Below are 22,011 nucleotides of genomic sequence, written 5' to 3'. Positions count from 1 at the left end.
GGGCGTTTTCACGCCCCTTTTTGCTATCTGACCCTCGATACGGCCAAACGTTTATTCGTTGGTTTTCCCTTTGTCCCAGACTTTACTTTCTTCACCGGCCAACAAGCGTTTAATGTTGTCTTTGTGACGCAGAATAATTAGCAGCGATAACATGGCAACAGGCAATGTATACAGTGGCTTTATCAAAAAAGTAAACACTGGCGCTAGTGCAACAGCAACAATTGCTGCAAGTGAAGAGTAGCCCCAAATAAACACTACCACTGCCCAAGTTAAAATAAGCAAGCCTGCGAGATCTAACCCAATAGGCAGCATAGCGCCAAAAGCAGTGGCAACGGCCTTGCCACCTTTAAAACCAAAATAAAGTGGAAAGATATGCCCTAAACAGGCGGCTATCGCGATAAAACCTAAATAAAGCGGCTCGATCCCCATGAAATAGGCGGAATACACGGGAATAGTCCCTTTGAGAATATCCATGACCAATACGAGCAAAGCTGGAAAGCGCCCGCCAATTCGATAAACGTTGGTTGCGCCGGGGTTTCCAGAACCTGTTGTTCTAGGGTCTGGTAAACGAAATAGCTGACAGATCACCACGGCGCTGGCAAGAGAGCCAAACAGGTAAGCAACGCTAATCATTAAAATTATTGCGGCAATCATGTTATCAGGTGTGGGTTCGCGGTAAACTTGCCACACAGTACTAAAAACTCGCAATCAGTACCAGAGTCCTGTGATGTTTGGTAAAAAATAGTGCGATTGTGAGTGAGCAAAGAAGATGTAGGTGTTTATGCAACAAATTATTATCGAAGGCCTGGCGGTTGAAACATTAATTGGCGTTTACGATTGGGAACGTACTCGCACTACCACGCTGTTATTGGACGTGGTGCTACACGCAGACTTAAAACAAGCCATGTTGTCAGATAACGTCGACGATACCGTTGACTATGCAAAAGTTGCAGAACACATTCAGCAGGTTGGCAAAACAAGCCAGTTTGAATTACTCGAAGCACTGGGCAATGCCATTATTAACAGTGTGCTTGCACATTTCCCGATTAGTAAAATTCAGTTAACTATTGTCAAACCCGGTATTTTACCGGATGCTAAACGTGTTGCTGTAAAATTCACACATCAGCGCTAATGGGCCTTTAGGCTATATCAATCACTCATGTTGTTTTTCTGCTCATCGGCTTGTATGCCGAAGGGAGCGATTTGTCATATCGGTCCATTGAGAGTAGGGAAGCTGGAGTAAAAGGGAGCACCTCCACCTATGACGCTTTTTGAAATTATCGTTCTTGCTATTATTCAAGGATTGACCGAGTTTTTGCCTATCAGTAGCTCAGCCCATTTGATCTTACCTGCGGAGTTATTGGGATGGGTTAACCAAGGGTTGGCCTTCGATGTTGCTGTGCATGTGGGGAGCTTGCTGGCAGTGATGATATATTTCCGCAACGATATTGGCCGAATGGCCGTTGCGTGGCTGACCCAAGGATTTAGCAAGCAGCAGTCGACTGACAGTCGCTTAGCATGGTGGGTTATTTTGGCGACAATCCCAGCGATTATCGTAGGGTTTTTATTAAAAGATTTTATTGAACATTACGCTCGTAGCGCAGCGGTGATCGCTTTTACCACTATTGGGTTTGGGTTACTACTTTGGTACGCCGATGTGAAAGCCAAGCAAATACAAAAACTGGACGTGCTATCCGGTAAACAGGCGATGATAATCGGTCTAGCCCAAGTCTTGGCGTTAATTCCCGGTACTTCTCGTTCTGGTATTACCATGACCGCAGGGCTTATGCTCGGGCTGGATAGAGAGAGTGCGGCAAGGTTTTCTTTTTTGCTGTCTATCCCAGTTATTTTGGGGGCAGGTACGTTAGCTATACTCGATTTACTCGCGATGCAGGAAGCCGTAGATTGGAATGCACTTTTGTATGGCGCTGCTTTTTCGTTTGTTAGTGCGTATTTATGTATATTCTTGTTTTTGAATTGGATTTCTCGCATTGGTATGCTGCCATTTGTGATTTATCGTTTGCTTCTCGGTGTTGTGCTACTCTGGTTTGTATTTGGTTAATCACCGTATTCAACGCTCTACAAAAGGTTAAGTAAAATTATGTCTGAGACCATTTTTACTAAAATTATCGCAAAAGAAATTCCGGCAGATATTCTCTATGAGGATGAGCTGGCATTGGCATTTCGCGATATTAATCCACAAGCCCCTGTGCACTTTCTGGTTATTCCGAAAAAGCCGATCGCGACTATTAACGACATTGCTGAAGCAGATCGCGAAGTAGTAGGGCATCTGTACTATGTGGCAGCTAAAATTGCAGCAGAACACGGCTTTGCAGAAGAAGGTTACCGTGCAGTGATGAATTGCAACGAATTTGGTGGGCAAACGGTTTATCACATTCACTTACATGTGTTAGCAGGTAAACCTATGGGGTGGCCGCCTTACACCGATAAACTGAAATCACTCGACTAACCCTTCCTGCTTCTAGGGATAACAAAGAACGGCCTGTATTGGCCGTTTTTTATTATCTGTCTCGCCATTGCTTGTCTTTACACTCCCTTCTTTACATTCCGTCGTTTTATCGTCTTTACGCATACTGACTTTACAATTTGTTAGTGCCGTAAGCTGACTATCGATCACCACAAAAGGGTTGTCTGTCAAAGATATATCAATTTTTGTGCATATTGTGTAATTAACCAGCGCTTTTCGTTCTGGCTTGTAAAATTGGGTAATGAATAAAATGTAAATGTCAATAGCATTTCATCTCTGATATCAGCCATTTGGTGCTCATGCACTGTTTGATTAATCAACTAATTGAAATTCTTGGTGAATAAACAGGTGTATTGCACCATGCTGGAAACTTTACGTTAGTGTTTACTATCGATTTTCAATATATATGCTGGGAGCTATGTTTTCTTTTGATTGATTGTTGTTCAAGTTGGTGCAAATTTTTTCAGTTTCATTTTGCAAAGTGTAAAGTTTGCGTAAAGGTTGCAGTTGTTGGGCGAAACATCACCATTTATTTTTGCTTTTTTAGACTAAAGTATGTTTTATTCCCCCGCCGCGATATTTCAATCGCTCAAAAATAATCATCAAAAAAATTGACTGACACAGATCGCCGGCTAACGGTGACACTGATCAGTTCAGGGGACTCATAAATGAACGTAAATCCTAAAATTGCCAATTCAATTCGAATTGCGCTTGCAATGGGAGCCGCTTCAACTCTTCTAACGACAACTCATGCATTTGCTCAAGATTCAAATGCAGCTCAAGAGCCAATGGTAGAAAAAGTTCAAGTAACTGGTTCACGTATCAAACGTACAGACATGGAAACAGCAAGCCCTGTTACCGTGATCAGTGCTGAAGATATTTCTCTAGGTAGCTACACATCTGTTGAGCAAGTATTGCAACAAAGCCCTGCTTCTAGCGGTATGGCGACTGGTGCAGCTTCAAACAACGGTGGTGTTGGTGCAGCGCGTATCAACCTTCGTGGACTTGGTTCAAACCGTACATTGGTATTGGTTAATGGCCGTCGTATGGTTAACTCTGGTACAGGTGCAGACTCATCTGTAGACCTAAACACCATTCCTCTTGCTGCAATTAAGCGTATTGAAGTACTGAAAGATGGCGCTTCTGCGGTTTACGGCTCAGACGCCGTTGCTGGTGTAGTTAACATTATCACCAAAACAGACTTCGAAGGTTTCCAAGTTGATGTGGGTTATGCTGGCAGTGATAAAGGCGATGCCAACACAGGTAACATCAGCATTGTAACGGGTGGCAGCAGCGACCGTGGTAACATCGTACTTGGCTTGAGCTATGTTGACCGTGGTTCTGCTATGCAAGGCGATCGTGACTTCTCTGCATGTCCAGACAACGATTTCGATGCCGACGGCAACTGTCTTGCAGGTAGTTCTTATATCCCAGGTGGTAACTACAACTCTGGTGACGGTTGGGGGACCTTGGACAGCGATAAAAACTTTACTGAAGGTTATGACCCTTATAACTATTCAGAACGTTCATACCTTTACACGCCACAAGAGCGTCTTGGTTTGTTCGCTAATGGTACTTATCAGTTAACTGATGACACCACAGCATACATGGAATACGTTTACACTAAGCGTACTTCAACACAGCAAATGGCACCATCTCCAATCAGCGCAACATTGACCGCTGATGCTACTGGCAACCCTTTTGGCGTAGCTACATCAATGCGTCGTCGTATGACAGAAGTGGGTGACCGTGTATTCGACCAAACAACTGATACCATTCGTACTGTTGTAGGCGTACAAGGTTTTGTTGATGTGGGCACAGATCTAGATTGGGACTTGTCTTACACTTACGGTCGTAACGATGCGACTGACCGTTCTTCAAACTACATTAACCTGACTAAGCTATATCAAACTATGGATATGGAAGTGTGTGACAACGTTTCTATTCCTTGTCAGGATTGGTTTGTTAACGAAGGTGAAATTTCTCAAGATACCCTTGATTACATCACTTACACAGACCAAGCATCAGGTGGTAACCAGTTTACTTCTGTAAACTTTAACCTGTCTGGTGAATTATTCGACCTACCTGCTGGTTCAGTAGGCTTTGCGAGTGGTGCAGAATACCGTCGTGAAAAAGGTTGGTATCAGCCTGACGCAGTAACTGTTGCAGGCGATGGCAGTGCATCAGCACAAGATCCTACATCTGGTGATTACGACACGACTCAGGTTTACGCAGAATTGGCGATCCCACTTCTAGCTGACCTGCCAGGCGTTCAAGAGTTATCTCTTGATGCTGCGGTACGTTGGTTCGACTACAGCACGTTCGACTCTGACGTAACGTGGAAACTAGGCCTTAGCTGGCGTGTAAACGACGACCTTATGCTTCGTGGTGTGGCGTCAACCGCATTCCGTGCACCTACGGTTGACGAACTTTACGGCGGTAACGTAGGTTCATTCGATTACCTAGTTGATCCTTGTTCTGGTTACGGTTCACTTGACGCAAGCTCAAACGTTTATCAAGCGTGTGACGCGCAAATCGGTAACACAGCGTACGAGTACACAGATTCTCAAATCGAAAACACGTACACGACTATCGATGAGCTAGGTCCAGAAGAAGCGGATACATTCACTTTGGGTGTTGTATACAATCCTTCATTCCTAGACGGTTTCTCAATGACAGTTGACTACTTCTCAATTGAATTGAGCAACGCGATTTCTCGTATCGATACTCAGTCTTACCTAGACAACTGTTACGCAGGTGACGAAGCGTCTTGTAACGTGCTTAGTATCGTTCGTGACGATATCACAGGTAACATCGACTACATGGAGTCTCCACTAACTAACGTGGGTACACTGAAAACTCGTGGTGTTGATACTAACTTCACTTATGCGTTTGAAGGTTTAGGCCTAGACTGGCGTTTGAACTGGGACACGACGCGTCTTCTTGAATACACAGAAGATAACGTTGAGTACACAGGTAAAATCGACGGTAACAATGGTGGTTTCGCTGAGTGGAAATCTAACATTGGCTTGAAAGTGGGTACTGACGAGTGGACTGTTAGCTGGAAAACTCGCTACATCGGCGGTATGACTGACGACTACTACCTAGAGTCTTACGGTCTAACTAAGGACGTAGGCGGTGTGGTTTACCACGATATCTCTGGTGAATACTTCATCAATGATCGTTGGTCAGTATCTGCAGGTGTAGATAACTTGTTTGATAAAACACCTCCTTACTTGTACTCGTACAACGACATGAACACCGTGCCTGAAGTTTACGACGTAATGGGTCGCTACCTACACGCTCGTATCACAGCACGCTTCTAAACCGAAAAGTTTAGTGCAATAAGGGTGAAGCAAGTGCGTAAACATGCTTGCTTTACCCCATTGAACAGCGCATTCGATCGTCTCCCTGGTATCGCTCTGCGCTTTTTTCTTTTTTAACCTGTTAGTTTTTCTGCGCTTTTACCACCGCTTGGTGGTACTCATCATCACTCACTTAGGTGTGGCTATATTTTAACCACTGAGAGGGGAGGCTATGTTGCTTAATAAAAGGTGATGTTTGCCTAAAGCTACGGGCTTGCGATTACCTGTGGCTTACTCTGTAGATGAGCACTAACGTCGCGTTTTGGAGATACACCAAACAGACGAGAGTATTCTCGGGAAAATTGCGACGGACTTTCATACCCTACTTCATAGGCGGCGGCAGAAGCGTCAAAATCTTCGCCAATCATCAGACGACGAGCTTCGGTTAAGCGCAGTCGTTTTTGGTATTGTAATGGGCTCATTGATGTCAGCTGTCTGAAGTGATGGTGGAAGGTTGATTTACTCATATTGGCAATTTCTGCTAAGTGATCAATGCTGACATTTTCATCAAAATGGTGTTTCAGCCATTTCAGCGCATCGGCAATACGTACACTTTGACTACCGTGAGTCACTAGTTCTCTAAGACGAGCACCTTGATCGCTGGTCAATACTCGCCAAAAGATTTCTCGCTTGATAGAAGGGGCGAGGACATCTCTAGATGCTGTGTCATCAGCTAGGCTCACTAAGCGCAGCACGGCGTGTAGCAATTCGGTAGTGACGTTGCCCAACATCATGCCATGCTCTGGTGCTGCTACTGTAGGTGTATCGTCTGGCATCTGAGTGATCAATTCACTTAATACCGCCATATCGAGTTTTAAAACAATACCCAAGTAAGGTGTTGTTGATGTAGCCGAGAGGACCTGCATTTTGGCCGGTAAATCTACCGATGTGATAAGAAAGCGGCTTTTATCATAGTGAAAGGTACTCTCGCTTAATGTCATGCTTTTAGCACCTTGAACCACCAACGCAATACTGGGTTCTACTACGCAACCTGTACAAGGTGTGGTGGAGTCTCTACGGTAATAATCTAGTTCATTGATCCCTGATTGTGCCCATTCAACACCCTGTGTTTTCGCGTTAACTAACTCACTTAACACAGCGCATAAACTGTCAATGGAATAGAGGTTGTGCATGACCAATGATACCTGTAGCAAAAATGATTACAGGTGAAGTATGAACCGGATTGCCTAATCATGTGAATAGGTGATGCGACAACCCGTCATGAATTATTGCTGTGCAACTAAAATACGTTTGATAGTTGCAATATTTTGCAAAATCTCTTTGTTGTGTGGATCTAATTTACTCAAAGATACCAAGCTGTCTAAAGCTGCGTCGTAGTTTTGTTGATCTAAATAGGTTTGTGATAATCCCAAAAACGCATTTCTTTTTACTGACTCTAAAGCAGTTGCACGACCGTAATACTGTTCAGCGGCAGTGTAGTTTTGTGCTAAACGATAAATATTCCCCAGCGTCATTAACGCTTGACCGTTAGTGGGGTCAGCTTTTAACGCCATGGTAAGCGCTTGCTTTTCTTGTTCGCTCTGGCCATTAACCTTAGCCAATTGTGCTTTATACAGGTGATAGCGGCTTTTCTTGATACCTGTTAGTGTGTCGAGTTGTGGCTTATATTTCTTCAATAGACTGGCAAGCAGTGTCCATTGAGATTCTTGCGACAGTAAGGGAAGTAGTGCTGTAATTTGTTCCTGACTAAATGCCACGTCGCTTTCTAATAGTGTTTTTACGCGAGCGTAGTTGTGTTTTTGCATATGCAATTGGGCGGCAATAATGTAATTACTCGCTTTGGTATCACCTAATCTTATCGCGGTTTCTAAGCTTGATAAGGCCATGTCGGTGTCGTTAATGCTCATAGCGAGGTTTGCGCGTTGAAGCCACAAGCTGCCATTGTCAGGCTCTGCTTGCAATAAGCTCTCTATCAAGTTGATGGCGCTATTGGTTTGTTTCGTTTTAATTAATGCCGAGAGTAAGCCGAATCGCAGAGAGGTATTTTTGGGGTTTAGCATCAGTGCTTGTTGAAAGGCGCCAATTGCACTCCATGCGTCATCTGTTTGCAAATTGATATAGGCGAGCTGGGTATACGCATCAGCATCGTGTAAGCCATATTCAATGGCTTTTGACAATGACGCTTGCGCTTCGGGGTAACGTTTTTGTAGCAGCAAAATAATCGCTTTACCTTGATGCGCTTTTACTAGCTGTGGCATCGCTTCTAACGCTAAATCATAGGAGTGTAGCGCTTTATCAAAGTCATGATTTTGAGATTCTAGTTGGGCTTTAATTTGCAACAGCGCAGGGCTTAATGTGGCTTGCTTATTCAGCAGTTGTAATGCTGATGCGTAATTTCCTTGATCCAGCAAAGGTCGCAGTTCCTGAGCGACAGCAAACTCTTCAGGCAAGGGTTTGGCATCTCTTTGTTCCATGGCATTAACCACTGGAGGTAAAGTAACTTTTAACTCTGGTAGCTCAAGTGCTATCTGCTGTTGCACAGGCGTTGCCGCCAATGCTGAGATATGAACGAAAGCCGATGCCAATAGGCTGGTTATGCATGTTTTGTGGAGGGAAAACTTTATCATTGTGAAAATTCCAACGGCCAAATAAATGCGGCGCGAACCGCAACCCCGTCTTTTGTTGGCGCGGAGAATCGCGCTCGATTAATCATTTTTTTTATGGGTTCGACAATTTCTTGTGGCGGCGATCCAATAATTTGTCTGAGGAATACACGCCCTGTTTCGTCGATCATCACATCTACTTCTAATGCCACCTGTTTTACACCTTGGCTAATCAAGGCTTTGGGGTAGTCAATTTTTAGATCAACCAGCAAGCGTGGCGGCGCATCTAGCTGGTCTAATCCCACTGTGTTCCAGTCGGGCTGAAGCATTGAATCCCATTCAGGTGTAAGCGCTTTGGGTTCTGGTGGTTTTATTTCTTCTACTTCTATTGCCCCTTCTATGGTCAGGGGCACCGTAGACAAACTCGGACCATCTCCGGTTACTGAAATATCCAACGATGGCGCTTCTACCGCCTGCTGAACTTGCGCTGGCGGTGGAGGGGGCGGAGGTGGAGGCGCAGCAAAGCTTATCGACCGAACCATGGTTTTTTCCGGCTTCGCCAATTCACTGTCAGACACCCAAATCATAAATAACAGCAGCGCACAGGCCAGCACAATTGCAATTGCAATGGTGTAAAGGCGATGGAGCCACAATCGTTTGGGCTGACGTAAACGATGAGCTAAAGCGAGTGACATTGTTAAGCCCCTGTGGTGGCAATACTCACCTGTTCAGCGCCAGCTATTTTGGCCTGATCGAGTACCTTTACCAACATGTCGGTAGAAACGCGCTTATCGGCCTGTATGACTACTGGCTTCATCTGCTGTTTTAAAAGTTGTGACACGGTAGAGCGCACACCCACAATACCAATATTGGTGCTGTCGTACATAACTTCGCCGCTTTGGGTAATGGCGATAATGATGACATTGCGTTCAAGTTGTTGTGTTGACACCGCTTGTGGCTTTTTAACGTCGACACCGCTTTCACGTACAAACACCGTGGTAACAATAAAGAAGATCAACAAAATAAACACCACATCGAGCAGGGGCGATAAATCAATGCCTTCGTTGTGCTGCTGCTCGAATCGCTGCTCTAAATTATGTCGCATCAGGCCGCCTCAGCAGGAGAGGTGAGTGAACTTTTCATCTGTGCTTTTTGTACAGAGCGACGTTGCTGATAAAGTAGTAGCCAGCCGGGAATGACCATCAGTAAGCCCATTTCCGTGGTATACATAGCGTCGGCTATACCCGCACTCATTAATTCAGCTTGATTACCAATACCTTGGGCCATTGCCGCAAAGGTTTGAAGCAAGCCGATAATGGTACCCAATAGGCCGAGCAGTGGCAGGCTACTTAACAAGGTTTGCGTATTGTTGAGTTGTAGCACGCGTTCTTGCTTGTCAGCTGATTCGAGAGAAGCAAAAAAACCTTTGACCAAATTGGCATAACACACAACAGACATGAGCAAGATAACCCAAATCACCGGGTTGTTGAGTAAAGTGAGAGTATCAGGCATTAGGCGGCTCGCTCCTTGGTAGATTCAAGGCTAGTTTCGGGAGAACTTCCTAGCTGGCTTAACTGAATGGCTTGTGCTTCAAGTGCCAAACAGCGCGTTTTTACACGGCGGTTTAATGCCGCATGAATGATCAGCGCGGGAATAGCTACGATTAATCCTAATTCGGTTGTCACGAGTGCTTCTGAAATACCACCAGATACCGCAGCAGGGTCGCCGGCACCAAATAGAGTCATCATTCTGAATGTTTCGATCATCCCTGAAACTGTACCGAGCAACCCCAGTAATGGAGACACGGAAGCGACAAGAGCGATAGCACCAATGCCGCGTTCTAGTCGATGGCGGTAACCCATGAGGTAGGCAAATAGCTGATCATCGCGTTGCTGAGACACACCGTGTTCGAGTGTAATATTGATAAGCGCGTGTTGGGCGTCTTTCACTTGTGATTGCAACGCCGTGAGCTCTTGTTTGACCGCGCCTTTTTTCTCGATTAGAGATAATCTTTCACTAAACAATGGCAATAACTTCGGTAGGCGAAGCAGCATCACACTTTTGATAAGCCCTATTATTAATGCGAACAGCGCAAACAGGATAATAGGGATCGCCCAAGTTCCGCCCTTTTTAAGATGGTCGGCGACTGATTCTGTGTTTTGCTCGATTTTAAATAGCTTTTCTAACGTCGGGTCAAAAAATAATGTTGCTGGTTGGCCGCTAAATACCTGCTGCAGTTGCTGGTGTTGAGCGTCGGTTGCTTTAAGCATCACAGACGGTAAATCGGTTGTCGTATCGACTAAACCTGACGCGTTTTTGTCGGCAGATAAAAACCAAGTCACAGGCCCTAATTGCAATGTTTCAGCGTTAACCACTTCGCCATTAGTTAGAACAATCGAGCCTTGCTCCACTGAGGGGTAAAGAGCGCTTCGTTGTGCGCTAATATAGTCATTGAGCTCTTTCATGCTCTGTACTGCAGAAAACTGACTATCAAAGGTCGCTTGCTTGTTTGGGTTTAGCATTTGTTGCAGTTCAAGCAGAACTTGTTGCTGATAATTGGCTTGTGCCTGCCATTCGCTCAAACGTTCTGACAATTGCTTGATGTCTAACAGTTGGTCGTCTTGTTGCCTTGTGGCAGCCGCCGCCTCGGCGCGGAGCTGGGTGACTTGGCTGACATTTTTGTGCACGCGATCCACGAGTTTGCTTTGTTGCTGGGTGATTGTGGCTTGCTCTTGAGCTAACTTTTTCTTGGCTTGTTGAATATCAGCAACTAAAGACTGAGCAACATCATCCAGTGTTGCAGCACTTGAAAAACAAGAGAAAAAGAACAGAGTGAATACAAAATAACGGGCTTTCATTAGTTAAGCTCTTTGGAAGTCGTCGTTGCCTGTGGCAATACGTAAGGTAAATCAGCCCACTTGGCTTTTGCTGGCTGCTCTAAAGACACCACGAGAGTAGTGAGTTCGTCTGCGAGTTCGGGGTTACTTTGTTCTAACGAATGCCACTGCCAGCCGTCTGGCGTAGGTTGTCCTGTTCCCCACAGTGTATGATCTGCGCTGATGTACCACGCTTTCGATGCACCCAAGAATATCTGCTTCACCTGAATTTGTTTGCTTGAACCAGCAACCTCTAAATTCATTACGGTTTGGTGCAACACAATGCGTTGGTTAAATGCATGCAGTTTTTTCAACGCTTCAGCTATGTGGTTGAGCGTTTCAGACTCGGTTTGGCTGTCGAGCGAGAGGTATTCAATATCGGGTTGCCAACTTGTTTGTAGTACCGGTGGCAACTGAGAGTACACCGCCATAATCTGTGACTTGGCTTTGCTCAGCAAATGTTGCAAGTCAGCCTGTTGCGCCTCTAAGCTAGATTGTTGTTCTAATAATTGTTGGCGTTCAGTTTCGGCTTCGGTGTTGGCGCTGCCTTTTTCATTGAGCAGTCGCGTTAATTCAGTACGCTCACTCTCCACCAATTGTAATTGTTGTTCGAGCACGTTTTTTCGCACTTGCCATTGCTGTTGTATTTGATGGCGCTGGGCTTCTATTTGCTCCCATTGAAGCAATAAGTTGTCGACGGTTTCTGTTTTAGTTTCAGCGAGACAAACAGACATAGGAAGGCTCGCACAAAAGAGCAGTATGAGTCTGCTAAGGCGATTTTTTAAAACTCTAGGAATAGCAAAGAAAGAGTAGGACATATCGGAATACGGAATATTTTTGCTAATGTTAATGCAAATGGTTCGCATAAGCAATTATCAACTCGGATAGATTATCCGAGTTGATAATGAGGAGAGCGGTTTAGAAAGTATAAGTAAGGTAAGCGCTGAACGAGCGTCCTGGCTCAGAGAAACGCTGATAACCATTACCTGTTACGCTTGTTGCAAAACCGCCGGTGCCGTTTGAGTTGTTTACACTATAGACAGATTCCCACATGTAATATTCTTTGTCTGTCAGGTTGTAGATAGCTGCAGTCAAAGACAGGTTTTCTGTTAGGTCATAATAACCTGTTAAATCAAACACAGTGAAAGAGTCAGGGTAGTAAATAATGCCACCACGGTTTGCATTTGAATAGCTTAACTGGTCGCTGTTGTCTTCAACTGCTGCACGGTGAATGGCAAACAGCTGAACGCCCCAATCAGCATCATCTGAGCGGTAAGCAAGGCCTAACGTTGTGGTGTCAGGTGAAGCTGTAACCAGTGAATCGCCGATGTCATTGTTACTAGAGGCAGTTTTATATTCTCCGTCAATGGCAGAGTAGCTTAGGTTTGCCATGATATTTTTGGTGAACATGTAGTTCGCATCAATCTCAACACCGGTAACTTCAATTTCACCCGCATTAGTTGCTTGCTGGTACACGTCTTCGGAAACGACAGTTTCTGTACACTGCCCAGTCCATGCAGAACAAGACTCGTAAGTGACGTCTGTGCCATAAGACATGGCATAGCTTGCGTCTTGGATCATATCTTTGTAATCAGTTCTAAATAGGGCAATGTTGACACTACCGTTTTCGAACTGGGCGTTGTACGCGATTTCGTAGTTTGTTGATTGCTCAGCATCCAATTCAGGGTTCGCAATTTTACTTAAATCGTCATAAACCACGCCGGTATTGACGTCGGTCAGTTCGCTACCAGAGTTGGTATCTAAATAGAGGTCTTGTAATGTTGGCGCTTGGTAACCTTGTGCCACTTTCACCATGATGGTGTGGCCTTCGGCAAACTCATAGCTCACACCAATTTCACCCACTACTGAGCTAAAGTCAGATGAACTTACACTCTTTCCTGTTGGGTCTGTGAATGTGTCGTCAATGGTTGGGTCGTATTCTGTCGTGTCGTAACGCACACCAATATTTGCAGAGAATGCCTCGTTAAATTGGATATTGTCTGCTACGTAAAGGCTGGTGGCTGTTTTATCCGATTCAGGGATAAAAGCAGGGTCACGTACTGGATAGTTATCGCGATAGCCCGAATCTTTTGAAGTCGTGTTATAACGACGGTCATACATCACATTCAAGAATGACGAGGTAACGTAGCTACCGCCGTATACTAATTCGTGAATGATGTCGTCTCCAATCACCTTACTAAAATCAACAGTCAATGACGTAGATTCTTGTGTTAGGTTGCGATCTTCAACGCGTAAAAATGGATCTGCACCACCTGAGCTGTATGAGAACTCAGTGACACCTGACGTGTAAAGTTCTTGGTAGTTAAGTGCCACTTCAACGGAGTCATAAAAGCTGTTGTTGGCGTTTTCTTGCTTGAAGAATACGCCATAACGGTCTTTGTCGTTGTCGTCATGTGTATAAAAGTCGAAGTAGGTTGCGCTACCTTCTCGTGAAAGCGGTGTACCTTCGTTGAAGCGATCGCTTTTCTCGTAAACCACACCCATTTGAGTATCGTCAGACAAGTTGTAAGCTATTTTGAACAATACAGCATCAACCGATGAGTCCATTAGGTCGGCTTGTCCACGCTCAGAACCAGTAATGTCAGCGCCATTGCTGTGAGCTTCTGTTTCGTGCCCTTCGCGTTTGGTATATTGTAACAAGGTTTCCCAATCACCGGTGCGGTTGGCAATTGTGCCGTTGAATAACCACTCGTCAGAGCGAGAATCGAATCCAGCTTTTACGCGACCACCAAATGCATCGCCGTCTGCGGGCAAAAAGTCTGCTGCATCATTAGTGACATAGGCTACAGAGCCTGCCAATGCACTTGCGCCACGGGTAACACTGCTTGGGCCTTTTGTAATGGTTACGGTTTTAACGTGTTCTAACTCTACCTGACCACGGCTAGAACCATACATACCATAGGCGGCGTAAGTGTCAGGGTTGAGTGTTTCACCTTGAGAAATGCCGTCTACGGTTACTGCAACAGCGTCACCATTCAGGCCTCGAATGTTAAAGCCATCGTCACTGAAGCGAGTACCATTATTGTTAACTTGAACGCCTGAAATGTAACGGGCAGTATCTTCAATGTTGGTAATGGATAAGTCTTGCAATTTCTCGGCGTCAAGCACAACTTCATTTTTGTTTGACACTTTAATGTCGTCATTCGCGACCTTAGTGGCTTCTAATCGAGTTTGTTGGGCGGTTGCGGTTGCACATAGGGCAGAAGAAAGTGCAATGAAAAGTGCTGATTGTTTAAAAGTCATTTTATTACCTTAGGGTAAGTCGATGTTACTTATTATCATTTGGTAATGATAACGGTTATCATTAGCGATTGCCGCAGTATGGTATTGATAATAGTTTTTATTTGCAATAGTAAGGCACACATTTTCGCGATTTATTTGAACTTGTTTACAGTACTAGTGTCAGCGCGAGAGACTTTTATGCTGACCTTTATGTGTAAGAGGGATGAATGGTGAAGGCAATGGAACGCGTTATAGGGGGAATAAGCGCAACAGATGATCTGCTGCGCAGTACGTTGGTCAATTAAGCCAAAAGGGAGGCGAAATTACTTTAAGCCGAGTACGTGTTTACCTTGCTCAAAATGAATATCAACAGGAATGTTAGCGCTCTCAAGGCGAGCAAGGTCAGTTGCTAGCGTCGCTTTAATCACGCCTTTCTCTGCAACTAACTGGCTTACGCCATCGTAGTCACCGTTACCTTGCAAGGTGAGGATCAAATTTGAAAGAGAGGCGATCGCCGTTGCCATTTTCTCCATGTCTACACTGTAAAAGCCATTTTCGTCACGGGTGAAAGCGCCATTTTCAGCGAAGTAATTAAAGCGAATCATGTTGGCTCTGCCATGAGCACTTGACGCGCCAAAACGCACAGAGCGGAAAATACCAGCCATAAAAGTGACGTAGTAGTCTTTCAGCTCGCCGGTATCAATTTCGCCTTTTTCTAACAAGCTTTGTACCATATACAAGCCGAGAATATCCGCTTTACCTTCTTCAAGGGCTGATGCGTGTTCTTTTAACGAACTGCGAACAGTACCTTTGCCGTCAATGGTATTTTTAATGCCTAAACCGTGAGCAACTTCATGGAACATGGTGTTGGCAAAAAACGCGTCGAATGTAACGTGTTTGCGTTGCTCAGGAGCGATCAGCACGTCTGAGATAGGCATCATGATGTGGTCGAACTTTGCACGCATAGCATTTTTTAATTGCAAACGGCGAGTGCCCTTTTCCAGTTGTACTTGCTCATCATTCGGTAGGTTAATGGCAATGGTTTTGCTGCCCGCGTTTGAATGGCCTGCGTAATACACCACATCGTAAGCGTTGAGGTCTGAGTCTGACCCTGGGGTTTCTTGTTTATAAGCCTCGTCTACCGGTAAGCCCTTTTGCAATTCTGGCAAAAACTGTGCGTATTTTGCGAGTTTTTCGCTCCACGCCATGTCTTTGATTAATACGTAGGCTTCGAACGCGGCACGATAACCAAATAACTGATCTTCATAGGTTTCAATAGGACCTAACACCAATTCGATCGGGTTGTCTTTCATGTCCATCCACGCCATGTCTGACGCAAAGTAATCATTAGACAGCAGGGCTTTCGCTCTGAGTGACAAGTAATTCGCAAACGCTGCGTTATCTGCCAGCGCCGAGGCTTGGTCAAGTAGCGCTGCTGCTTGCTGTAATTCAGAAGCATATACCTCAGAATAGGGTTTTGCTGATAATTTGCCATCAGCGGTGCGCTCGACAACAGAATATAACCCGCGCATATCGGCAAAGTCAGCACTTTCAAATTCTGCTTTAGTCATATCATGAGGATAAAACTCGGCGCCTAAGGGTTTTTCTTCATAACCAGATAAAAACGCTGAATCACTGTTCAAACGATCCCAAGGACCATAGTTAATTGTAGCGAAATGACGTACTTTTTCGTCTGACAATTTGCCTAAAAAGCTTGCTTTGTCCTCTCCAAAAGCTTGTTTCCAGAACAGATCATCCATAATTTTCGCTGCGTCAATCAGTAAACTCAGCATCTGCTTTTGGTTGTCTGACAGCGTAGATAAGTCTGCCCCTAGCGTGACTGGCTGATAAATAGAGAGTCGGTCACGATCTATGGTTAATGTTGGTGCGCTTGGTGTCTCTGAGGCGCGTTCTTTGGCGGCTTCAGGTGCTTGACCGCAGCCTGTCATTAGTACTGCACTGGTGATAACGGCAAGGGAAAACTGTCGCACTGTTTTTGTTTTTTTTATCATCTTAATCATTCCGATCAGGTGGAAAACTGCAGTGAGCCGCCTACACTAAACGAGAGCAGCCCAGTTGCGGGATTACAGAAAATGTGTGCTACAGCATACCGAACAATTCCGATGCAATCCAATGCCCTTGCGCGGTGAGTGACAGATGATATCAATCAACAAAAACCGCGTTATCAGATGCAGTTTTTTGATTTGACTGATATATTTTAACTTAAGAGCTTGGTGTCGGTGTGGGCGGCCCTTTTGTTGGCCCATATATCGAGCTTAGACCTGTTAGTGTAGTAGTACGGGGTGCGCCCCGAATGGGTTATGCGAATTGGAATGCGGCCAATTATGTTCATTGGCAATCACTGCTTTGCAGTCAGAGAATAAGGTAGGAATATGTCTACACAGAACGCGCTACTTACGATATTGGTAGAAAAAATCAATAATGACACACTAGTTTTGCCCACCTTGCCAGCGATTGCACTGAAAGTGCGAAAAGCGGCAGATGATCCCAATGTTAATCTCAATGCCATGGGCGATATTATCGGCCAAGACGCGTCATTGAGCGCCCGAATCATAAAAATTGCCAATAGTGCCTATTTGGGGCGATCGGTTAAAGTTGAGTCTATCGGACAAGCGGTTACTCGCATCGGCTTACGACAAATTAAAAATATCTCAACTGCGTTAGCAATGGAGCAATTGTTTGTTTCTAAAAACGAAGTGGTTAGCCAATACCTAAAACGTGAATGGGATCAAACGATTGAAGTTGTTGCGTGTGCGATGGCAGTGATGCAACTGTACGTCAGCCGTACCAAGAGACGAGAAATGAGTTTGGATACCATGACATTGGCAGCGCTAGTGCACGATATTGGTGTACTGCCTATTCTGACAGAGGCTGAACGTCATGAAGAAGTATTCGCTAGCCCAACGTTTTTGGAAGACGCTATTGATAAACTGTCAACACGTATCGGGGGCAGTATTATGCGTTCTTGGTCGTTTGGCGATACCTTCATTGGCATTACAGAAAACTGGCGTGATTTGAGTATTCAACCCGAACAGGTTGGCTATATTGACTTTGTGCGTATTGGTGCTGCCATGGCGGGTCAAATGAACAACCAGAAAGACGCGGTACTTAATCTCGCGATTCAGCGTGGCGTGGTGGACGACATTAAAACACTGTCGTCAGACGAGTTTGAAGAAATGCGCGGCGCGGCACGTACGATTTTTGCTTAAGTAGGCATTCTAAAGTACGCCAAAAGGCATCCACTTTAAAAGGTGGATGCCTTTTTTAATGGTGACGAAGTTTGATAATAGCAACGACAATTAACCCTAGTACCAGCCCCCAAACAGGTGCGCCTAACCCCAACAAGGTAAATCCAGACGCGCTACACAATAAGGTAAGTAAACCCGCCTGCCGATAATGGGTATCGTCCATTGCTCGCACTATACTACCTTGAAGCGTGCCAATTAACGCAAGTCCTGCAAGCAGATGGGTAATAAGTGTTGGTAGCTGAGTAAAGATAACCACTATATTCGTGGCCAATAGGCCGGCAATTAGATAAAACACCCCAGCCATTATTGCGGCCCAATAGCGCTGCTTTTTATCTGGATCAACATTGTCGCCCATACAAATAGCAGCGGTGATGGCTGCAAGGTTGAAAGTAAATCCGCCAAAAGGTGCGCCGACTAAAGTGGTTGTGTTCACAGTATTTAATAACACGCGTGAATTTGGGTGATACCCATGACTGTGCAAAATGGCGAGTCCCGGCAAGTTTTGAGAGAGCATGGTGATCAGGCTTAATGGCAATGCTAGGCTCAATGTAGCAGACAGCGAAAAGCTGGGCATTACCCATGATAGTGTTGGAGCAGACAGACTAATATCGGCAAAGCCGCTGTCACTTTGTAGCGTGCCCGTGGCAACAGCAACGGCGAGTAATACCAGCATGACATAGCGAGGAAAATAAAAGCTACCGATAAGGTAAATTGCCACAAACCCTGCAACAAAAAGGGGCGCATCTTGACCATGACCAAACACTTTCAAGCAAAATGGCAACAGAATACCCGCTAGCATGCCTGACGAAAGCGCGGGAGGAATGCGCTCAATGGCTTTTATCAGCGGTTTAACTTGGGTGATGGCAATGCTAATTAAAGCCGATGAAATAAAGGCTCCTGTGACTTCGGCTAATGAAAACCCAGGGACTGAAATGATCAGAAACGCAGCGCCTGGAGTCGACCATGCCGAAACAACAGGCATGCGATAATACAAGCTTAAGCCAATACATGTTACCCCCATACCAATCCCGAGTATAAATAGCCAACTGATGATCTGTTCTGCATTGGCACCAGCAGCGCTGGCGGCTTGCATCACTAACACAACAGCACTGCTGTAACCGACAATAACGGCAGTTAACCCTGCGGCAATGTGGCTAATTTTCAGTGACATGGAGAGAGTCCTCGCGTTATCTAGTAAAACTATGGTGGTTTGGGTACACTTTATGTTGTGCGTTATAGCGCACAAACAGACTATAGCATTGTGCGTTATAACGCACAACGGGAATCATATGGCAGAAAAAATCTCATATCACATTGCAATGCACTTAAAAGCCCGCCGAAAGGCAAAAGGCTGGAGCTTAGATAAAGCCGCCCAAGCAACAGGGGTGTCTAAAGCGATGCTGGGGCAAATTGAGCGTGAGGAATCAAGCCCCACCATTGCAACGCTATGGAAGATCGCCACAGGGTTAGAGTGTTCTTTTTCTTCGTTTTTACAGGCAGCCCCCGGTCAAGTCGGCGAACATAAATTCGATAATGACACCTGTATGGCAGTAGAAACCTTATTTCCTTTTTCAGAAACAACCCGGTTTGAAATGTTTGCGATTACGCTGACAGATAATCATCGACAGCTATCCGACCCTCATACCAGTGGCGTAACTGAGCATATTCATGTACTCCAAGGTGAGCTTGCCGTGCTGAGTAATGGCGAATGGCAGTACATTAAAGAAAACCAACAGTTTTTGTTACATGCCGACCAACCTCACGGCTATGAAGCGGTGAGCGACTATTGCAAATTTATCGATGTTATTTATTATCCTTAGTGAAACAAAAACCTGTAGCAAACAACAGGGAAGAAAAAGAATCACACTAAGGAAAACGGATGCACTATTCGGCGAAGGATGACCGTACCTCAACGCGCTTGCCTACCATCGATATTCTCAGAGGGATTGCCATTTTAGGGATTATAGCAATGAATATTGTTGCTTATGCCTTCCCACAAGACCTCTATCTACTGCCTAATGCCCTGAATGATCTAAGTGAACAAAGTATACTGATCTGGTTTACCAAATTTATCCTGATAGACGGCAAATGCTATGCGATTTTGTCTACGTTATTTGGTGTTGGTATTTATTTGTTCACCCAACACAAAGCGAATGACGATACCGTAGGGCGTTTACATTTCCGCCGCATGGCTGCATTGATGTTAATTGGTGTTATTCATGCGTATTTATTGTGGTATGGCGATGTACTTTTTGCGTATGGGTTGTGCGGTTGCATTATTTTTCTGATGCGCGAGTTGAGCGGAAAAATAATGGTAGCGGGCTTTCTGGTCGCGACCTTAATTGCTTTTGCATTTATGTGGTTGTTGTTTAATCTCTTCCTGAATATTGATGAAGAATTTGCCACAACAATGATCGCTGAGTTATTGCACGACAGCGACCAATTACAGGAGCAAATCGCGAATGCCCAAGTGGCCAATTTAGCCCATTGGAAAGACAACGCGATGACCGCTTTTGAAGCTCAAATTTCTAATGCCACCTACTATATATTCGCTGTCGGACGTTATGTATTGCTCGGTTTTTGGATGGGCAAAATTGGCTTGTTTGAAAAGCGATATCCTACCTACGTATTGGCTTTAGCGGGAGCGGTGCTTTTCAGCATAGGCGTGTATTTCGATTGGCAAATGGGCGAGTCTCTTATTGCAGTAAATTGGGAGCCAACAACAGTGCTTGCCAGCATGTGGCGTTATGAAATTATTACCCCATTTTCGGCGTTGGGTTTTCTATTGCTAGTTACTGCATTATTGCAAACAGGCTTTATAGGCCTACATTGGCTCAAACCGGTAGGGAAGTTGGCGCTTACTCACTATATTACTCAGTCGCTTGTGTGTACGTTTATCTTTTATGGTTGGGGTTTAGGGCAGTTTGCTACGTGGGAATACGAGGAGCTTGCGTATCTAGTATTGGCCATTTGGGTTTGGCAAATTGGCATTTCTCAAGTGTACTTCAAATGCTTTTCTGTTGGGCCAATGGAGTGGGTATGGCGGCAGCTGTACTATTGGCGTTGGAATCCTGCGGCGGTTGTGAAAAATTCGGTATCCAATCAATCTTAATTAAAATGGGAAGCGAGCACAAAATGGCTCGCTTCTATCATTTTGGGAGAGTGAAAAGGCTATTCTGCGTCGAGGTTTAACTCTTGAGACAGGTAGTTAATAAATTGGCACAGCTCTGCAGAATTCAATGCAAATTCTGCGTCTAGTCGCGCCGCAATTTGATCCTTTGGAATGTCTTCACACTCTTCTTTGATGCGGTCGGTAAACTTGATGCGTTTAATTGACCCATCTTCAGCAATAACCCCAGTGAGTACTTCTGCATATTCAAATGCCACTTTTTGTACCAGCTTACCAGAATCAAGGTGTAGGTTAATTTCTTCTGAATCCAGAGGTTGATTCTTACAGCGAATAATACTGCCGCTATCGTCTACGGCTTTAAATTCGGCTTCTTCTAATAATGTAATGTGTTCCGGTGCGCGATCTGTCAGCCAGTGAGTCAGTTCGCTCTGTAAGCTATGACGAGCAAGAGGTACCACAGGCAAAGAACCTAACGCTTTGCGAACCAATGCCAAAAAGGCTTCGGCTTTGCCATCTGAGGCGGCGTCTACGACCACGAGGTTATCTGGTAAAGAGATAAAACCATGGGTAAAGCTGTTTTTAGTAAAGGCTTTCGGCAACAGATTTACAATAATTTCTTGCTTGAGGTCTGACTGGGCTTTTTTGCCAACAGGCGAGCCGGTTTCTTCTTCAATCTTCGCGACTTTTTCTGCCAGCTCGGCATTGACTACAGAAGCGGGCAGTAACTTCTCTTGTTTTTTCACTGTTAGCCAGTAGCGCTCAGTCACCTTGTGAAACATCACACCATCTTTTCCGGCAGAAGAGAACGGTGAGGCAAAGCCCATGGTTGCCGTGTCTTGGTTGCCGCACGGACGAAATGCTTGGTCACTCAATGCATGTTCTAGCGCTTTGTCATCAAGTGATAACCGTTGGGTGAGCTTATAAGCTCGAATATTTTTAAAAAACATCGTAATCGACACGTCTTCGTAAAGTAGGAGGGCAAGGTTAGCAGTATGGAGAATGCTCTGCAATCAAGTCCCGCCAAGCAGTTTGATTAAGCACAATTGAGTGATGATAAAACATTCAAAAAGCAGGAA

Annotated in this window: 19 protein-coding genes; 7 read left to right on the top strand and 12 right to left on the bottom strand. The window is 45.0% G+C overall.

Annotated elements, in window-relative coordinates; translation table 11 throughout:
• Positions 1-51 precede the first annotated feature (51 nt).
• Positions 52-654, bottom strand: a complete 603-nt coding sequence (gene plsY, locus ACXAH6_RS06545; RefSeq protein WP_474876042.1) for a glycerol-3-phosphate 1-O-acyltransferase PlsY — start codon at positions 652-654, stop codon at positions 52-54.
• Positions 655-781: 127 nt separating this feature from the next.
• Between plsY and folB the strand changes: the two genes are divergently transcribed.
• From folB to ACXAH6_RS06525, 4 genes are all read left to right on the top strand, one after another.
• Positions 782-1,132 carry a dihydroneopterin aldolase gene (folB, locus tag ACXAH6_RS06540; protein WP_474875844.1) on the top strand — a complete coding sequence of 117 codons (351 nt, stop codon included), beginning with the start codon at positions 782-784 and terminating at the stop codon, positions 1,130-1,132.
• A gap of 129 nt (positions 1,133-1,261) precedes the next feature.
• Positions 1,262-2,062 (top strand): undecaprenyl-diphosphate phosphatase, encoded by an 801-nt coding sequence (locus tag ACXAH6_RS06535; RefSeq protein ID WP_474875843.1) that lies wholly within the window; start codon positions 1,262-1,264, stop codon positions 2,060-2,062.
• A 39-nt stretch (positions 2,063-2,101) separates the two neighbouring features.
• Positions 2,102-2,470: a histidine triad nucleotide-binding protein gene (locus ACXAH6_RS06530; RefSeq protein WP_474875842.1), complete on the top strand. Its 369-nt coding sequence runs from the start codon at positions 2,102-2,104 to the stop codon at positions 2,468-2,470.
• Positions 2,471-3,156: 686 nt separating this feature from the next.
• Entirely contained in the window at positions 3,157-5,814 is a 2,658-nt protein-coding gene (locus ACXAH6_RS06525) for a TonB-dependent receptor plug domain-containing protein (RefSeq protein ID WP_474875841.1), read from the top strand.
• 245 nt (positions 5,815-6,059) lie between these two features.
• On the opposite strand, the gene ACXAH6_RS06520 is transcribed toward ACXAH6_RS06525, so the two are convergent.
• From ACXAH6_RS06520 to ACXAH6_RS06480, 9 genes are all read right to left on the bottom strand, one after another.
• Positions 6,060-6,986, bottom strand: coding sequence for an AraC family transcriptional regulator (locus tag ACXAH6_RS06520; RefSeq protein ID WP_474875840.1), 927 nt, complete (start codon positions 6,984-6,986; stop codon positions 6,060-6,062).
• 93 nt (positions 6,987-7,079) lie between these two features.
• On the bottom strand, positions 7,080-8,441 hold the full coding sequence (locus ACXAH6_RS06515) for a tetratricopeptide repeat protein (protein WP_474875839.1): 1,362 nt from the start codon (positions 8,439-8,441) through the stop codon (positions 7,080-7,082).
• Positions 8,438-9,112: an energy transducer TonB gene (locus tag ACXAH6_RS06510; RefSeq protein WP_474875838.1), complete on the bottom strand. Its 675-nt coding sequence runs from the start codon at positions 9,110-9,112 to the stop codon at positions 8,438-8,440. The genes ACXAH6_RS06515 and ACXAH6_RS06510 overlap by 4 nt, the downstream gene beginning before the upstream one ends.
• A gap of 2 nt (positions 9,113-9,114) precedes the next feature.
• Complete coding sequence (locus ACXAH6_RS06505) at positions 9,115-9,522, bottom strand: ExbD/TolR family protein (RefSeq protein WP_474875837.1); 408 nt, start codon at positions 9,520-9,522, stop codon at positions 9,115-9,117.
• Positions 9,522-9,929: a MotA/TolQ/ExbB proton channel family protein gene (locus ACXAH6_RS06500; protein ID WP_474875836.1), complete on the bottom strand. Its 408-nt coding sequence runs from the start codon at positions 9,927-9,929 to the stop codon at positions 9,522-9,524. Before ACXAH6_RS06500 ends, ACXAH6_RS06505 begins: the two co-directional genes overlap by 1 nt.
• Positions 9,929-11,275: a MotA/TolQ/ExbB proton channel family protein gene (locus ACXAH6_RS06495; protein WP_474875835.1), complete on the bottom strand. Its 1,347-nt coding sequence runs from the start codon at positions 11,273-11,275 to the stop codon at positions 9,929-9,931. The genes ACXAH6_RS06500 and ACXAH6_RS06495 overlap by 1 nt, the downstream gene beginning before the upstream one ends.
• Positions 11,275-12,111 (bottom strand): DUF3450 family protein, encoded by an 837-nt coding sequence (locus tag ACXAH6_RS06490; protein ID WP_474875834.1) that lies wholly within the window; start codon positions 12,109-12,111, stop codon positions 11,275-11,277. The genes ACXAH6_RS06495 and ACXAH6_RS06490 overlap by 1 nt, the downstream gene beginning before the upstream one ends.
• A gap of 100 nt (positions 12,112-12,211) precedes the next feature.
• Entirely contained in the window at positions 12,212-14,557 is a 2,346-nt protein-coding gene (locus ACXAH6_RS06485) for a TonB-dependent hemoglobin/transferrin/lactoferrin family receptor (RefSeq protein ID WP_474875833.1), read from the bottom strand.
• Between the two features lie 302 nt (positions 14,558-14,859).
• Entirely contained in the window at positions 14,860-16,548 is a 1,689-nt protein-coding gene (locus ACXAH6_RS06480; RefSeq protein WP_474875832.1) for a dipeptidyl-peptidase 3 family protein, read from the bottom strand.
• A 381-nt stretch (positions 16,549-16,929) separates the two neighbouring features.
• Here ACXAH6_RS06480 and ACXAH6_RS06475 point away from each other — a divergent pair, with 381 nt between their 5' ends.
• A complete protein-coding gene (locus tag ACXAH6_RS06475; protein ID WP_474875831.1) occupies positions 16,930-17,766 on the top strand; it encodes an HDOD domain-containing protein in 837 nt (278 codons plus the stop codon).
• 55 nt (positions 17,767-17,821) lie between these two features.
• Here the strand turns inward: ACXAH6_RS06475 and ACXAH6_RS06470 are convergent, their stop codons facing one another.
• Positions 17,822-19,009 (bottom strand): benzoate/H(+) symporter BenE family transporter, encoded by a 1,188-nt coding sequence (locus tag ACXAH6_RS06470; RefSeq protein ID WP_474876041.1) that lies wholly within the window; start codon positions 19,007-19,009, stop codon positions 17,822-17,824.
• A gap of 85 nt (positions 19,010-19,094) precedes the next feature.
• Between ACXAH6_RS06470 and ACXAH6_RS06465 the strand changes: the two genes are divergently transcribed.
• Positions 19,095-19,625 carry a helix-turn-helix domain-containing protein gene (locus ACXAH6_RS06465; protein WP_474875830.1) on the top strand — a complete coding sequence of 177 codons (531 nt, stop codon included), beginning with the start codon at positions 19,095-19,097 and terminating at the stop codon, positions 19,623-19,625.
• 59 nt (positions 19,626-19,684) lie between these two features.
• Complete coding sequence (locus tag ACXAH6_RS06460; protein WP_474875829.1) at positions 19,685-20,917, top strand: DUF418 domain-containing protein; 1,233 nt, start codon at positions 19,685-19,687, stop codon at positions 20,915-20,917.
• Between the two features lie 59 nt (positions 20,918-20,976).
• On the opposite strand, the gene rdgC is transcribed toward ACXAH6_RS06460, so the two are convergent.
• The gene (gene rdgC / locus ACXAH6_RS06455; protein WP_474876040.1) at positions 20,977-21,882 is read right to left on the bottom strand and encodes a recombination-associated protein RdgC; all 906 of its coding nucleotides are present in this window, start codon (positions 21,880-21,882) and stop codon (positions 20,977-20,979) included.
• Positions 21,883-22,011: the final 129 nt, after the last annotated feature.

This window comes from Alteromonas sp. ABE4_545 (genome assembly GCF_056161325.1).
Note: the sequence above shows the minus strand (reverse complement) of the source record. Positions and strands in the feature narration are given on the sequence as shown.

Coding starts and splice junctions, on each gene's coding strand:
- folB (WP_474875844.1), top strand. CDS start 782: ATGCAACAAATTATTATCGAAGGCCTGGCGGTTGAAACATTAATTGGC.
- rdgC (WP_474876040.1), bottom strand. CDS start 21,882: ATGTTTTTTAAAAATATTCGAGCTTATAAGCTCACCCAACGGTTATCA.
- ACXAH6_RS06505 (WP_474875837.1), bottom strand. CDS start 9,522: ATGCGACATAATTTAGAGCAGCGATTCGAGCAGCAGCACAACGAAGGC.
- ACXAH6_RS06490 (WP_474875834.1), bottom strand. CDS start 12,111: ATGTCCTACTCTTTCTTTGCTATTCCTAGAGTTTTAAAAAATCGCCTT.
- ACXAH6_RS06480 (WP_474875832.1), bottom strand. CDS start 16,548: ATGATAAAAAAAACAAAAACAGTGCGACAGTTTTCCCTTGCCGTTATC.
- ACXAH6_RS06500 (WP_474875836.1), bottom strand. CDS start 9,929: ATGCCTGATACTCTCACTTTACTCAACAACCCGGTGATTTGGGTTATC.
- ACXAH6_RS06535 (WP_474875843.1), top strand. CDS start 1,262: ATGACGCTTTTTGAAATTATCGTTCTTGCTATTATTCAAGGATTGACC.
- plsY (WP_474876042.1), bottom strand. CDS start 654: ATGATTGCCGCAATAATTTTAATGATTAGCGTTGCTTACCTGTTTGGC.
- ACXAH6_RS06510 (WP_474875838.1), bottom strand. CDS start 9,112: ATGTCACTCGCTTTAGCTCATCGTTTACGTCAGCCCAAACGATTGTGG.
- ACXAH6_RS06460 (WP_474875829.1), top strand. CDS start 19,685: ATGCACTATTCGGCGAAGGATGACCGTACCTCAACGCGCTTGCCTACC.
- ACXAH6_RS06530 (WP_474875842.1), top strand. CDS start 2,102: ATGTCTGAGACCATTTTTACTAAAATTATCGCAAAAGAAATTCCGGCA.
- ACXAH6_RS06465 (WP_474875830.1), top strand. CDS start 19,095: ATGGCAGAAAAAATCTCATATCACATTGCAATGCACTTAAAAGCCCGC.
- ACXAH6_RS06495 (WP_474875835.1), bottom strand. CDS start 11,275: ATGAAAGCCCGTTATTTTGTATTCACTCTGTTCTTTTTCTCTTGTTTT.
- ACXAH6_RS06485 (WP_474875833.1), bottom strand. CDS start 14,557: ATGACTTTTAAACAATCAGCACTTTTCATTGCACTTTCTTCTGCCCTA.
- ACXAH6_RS06520 (WP_474875840.1), bottom strand. CDS start 6,986: ATGCACAACCTCTATTCCATTGACAGTTTATGCGCTGTGTTAAGTGAG.
- ACXAH6_RS06475 (WP_474875831.1), top strand. CDS start 16,930: ATGTCTACACAGAACGCGCTACTTACGATATTGGTAGAAAAAATCAAT.
- ACXAH6_RS06525 (WP_474875841.1), top strand. CDS start 3,157: ATGAACGTAAATCCTAAAATTGCCAATTCAATTCGAATTGCGCTTGCA.
- ACXAH6_RS06515 (WP_474875839.1), bottom strand. CDS start 8,441: ATGATAAAGTTTTCCCTCCACAAAACATGCATAACCAGCCTATTGGCA.